1 protein-coding gene is annotated in these 2,315 nt (G+C 48.2%); it reads left to right on the top strand.

Annotated features, from left to right (window positions below; all coding sequences use genetic code 11):
• On the top strand, window positions 1-1,984 hold a 1,984-nt coding region (locus KDK17_RS14210; protein WP_257288338.1), incomplete at its 5' end, for a hypothetical protein.
• Between the last annotated feature and the right edge of the window lie 331 nt (window positions 1,985-2,315).

The following is a 2,315-nucleotide window of genomic DNA, read 5'->3' as shown; positions in this document are numbered from 1 at the left end:
ACCAGAATGCAAGGATAGAATTATTAAACACTCATTCTTTGCGGCAATGCTGTTACTGCTAATGTCGTTGTCTGTCGCCTGTTCGGCCGGATCGTTGACAAGAACTTTTGTTTTCGAGCTTAAACAGAATCCAGATTCTCTAAAACAACGCGTTTCTATAAAACGTGACTGGCATACGTTGTCGGGAAACCAGTCGAATATTGCTCATATAAACGACTATGAAGGACCAGATTTAGTACTTGATAAAAAACGACACAGACCACTTGGTTATTGTGTAGAAAAGAACATCATTGTGTCGATGTCGTGGCAATGGCTTTACGCTACGAATCTGCTGATTGTTTGCGAACTGATCCTCACCACAGAGGCCCGCCTGAGTGTCACCCCCTATTTCTGGCTTCCTGCAGAAGTGGTTGTCACTGTCGGTTGGCTTTTAAAAAACCATTGTAACCCCAATACGCGGCTATTTAACCCGATTGAGCAACAGGCGAATCAGGGTCACCCGCTTGCAACCATCATTACGGTGTTTGGCTCCGGAAATAACCCGCCACAATACCCGTCGTCAGAATCATCCAGCCAGCAGGCCCCGCAAGCAGCAACCCACCCGCCTGTAAGCTCTTTCATTAGCCTTTTAAATAATGACTGTAGCGGAGGTAACGGAGGCGGCCATCAGCAACACCTGCACACTTTAGGTTTAAATTGTTTTGCCTATCCCTGCCATGGCTTTTGTCGATTCCGCCCCTCATCCAATAGCACTGAGCCCACTGAATGGCCCCTGAATAGCCTGAAAAGCTCATGCCCCCACTTGGCTGCTGGACACTGCTTAAGTTGCATGGGGCATTTTGGTTCCGAAAATGTTATGGGGTCCCGACAAAACCTTATAGATTCAATCCGGAATGCCATTGAGATTGCCGGGTTACTGAATGATGATGAGCCAATGCTCCGGCATTTGTCTTCCATAGCTGATGACTTTGTGGTCATTAATGGATCCTTCGATTTACAGAGTCTTCCCGAAGAAGACGGGACGGCTTTTACGCTCAACGATTCAGAAACACAACAAACAAGCTCTGAGTCATTCCAATTGGATCAGCGGCAATCTCAGCTTTCCCAAACAAGCGCAGCAAAAGCCGAAGCCGACAGTGGTCAAAAAAACTGTGAGGTGACCGTGGTCGGGAAGGATGGCCAGTCAAGGCCATGCGGGAAGCTCTGCAAGCATGCCAGAGCTCTGGTGAATCACAAAAGAAGATATCACACAGGGCAAAAAACCTGTGACGTAACCGTAGTCGGGGAGGATTGCCAGCAGCAGCCATGCGGGAAACTCTGCGAGAATGCTCAATCTCTGTTGGCTCACAAAAGCAAATGCCACGGCAAGCAACAAACTTGTGAAGTGATCCTGGTCGGGGAGGATGGTCAACAGCGGCCATGTGGAAAGCTTTGCAAGAATTCTAAAACCCTGTCGTATCACAGAAGACAAGAACACTCCGGGCAACAAGTCTGCGACGTGATCGTGGTTGGAAAGGATGGCCTGCAGCGACCATGCGGGAAAGTCTGCAAGAGTGCTTCATCTCTAACGACTCACAAAAGCGGTTACCACACCAGAGAAAAAACCTGTGACGTGATCTTGATCGGGGCAGATGGTCAGCAGCGACCATGCGGGAAGCTCTGCAAGAATGCTAAAGCCCTGTCGGATCACAAAAGCAAAAGTCACAGCGGGCAACAAGCCTGTGAAGTGATCGTGGTTGAGGAGGATGGTCAGCAGCGGCCATGCGGGAAGTTCTGCAAGAATGTTGGAGCCCTGTCGAGTCACAAAAGCAAATACCACAGTGGGGAAAAAAACTGTGACGAGATCATAGTCGGGAAGGATGGCCAGAAACTGCCATGCGGGAGGGTCTGCAAAAATGCTCAAGCTCTCCTGGATCACAAAAGAAGACATCGAAAACGCAAGCCTGCTGATTCGATAACAGACAGCTGTATGAAGAGCCGCTGAATTCCCGAGAAAGTTCGACAAGCGGAACAGAACCAAAGTACAGGCAGAGCTCAGATCCATCCTGAGTAATCCAAAATATCGCTCAGTTTCAGATCCGAAATGATCTTTACGCACAATTCACCGGGAGGAGTCCAGACTATTTAAATCAGGTTTAGGCTCGATGAATGCAAGGATAGCCAATGCAGCCCATGCTATATAAATTGATTCGCTGGTTAGATGAGAACGCACTTGGATTTTGGCAGAAAACACGCCCGTATGCTTGACTATCCTTCCTCACTGTAAACCAGAATGCAAGGATAGAATTATTAAACACTCATTCTTTGCGGCAATG

Origin of the sequence: Endozoicomonas sp. SESOKO2 (genome assembly GCF_024606245.1) — a bacterium.
GTDB lineage: Bacteria > Pseudomonadota > Gammaproteobacteria > Pseudomonadales > Endozoicomonadaceae > Endozoicomonas_A.
The sequence above is the reverse complement of the archived record's forward strand: the minus strand, read 5'-3'. Positions and strand labels throughout refer to the sequence as shown.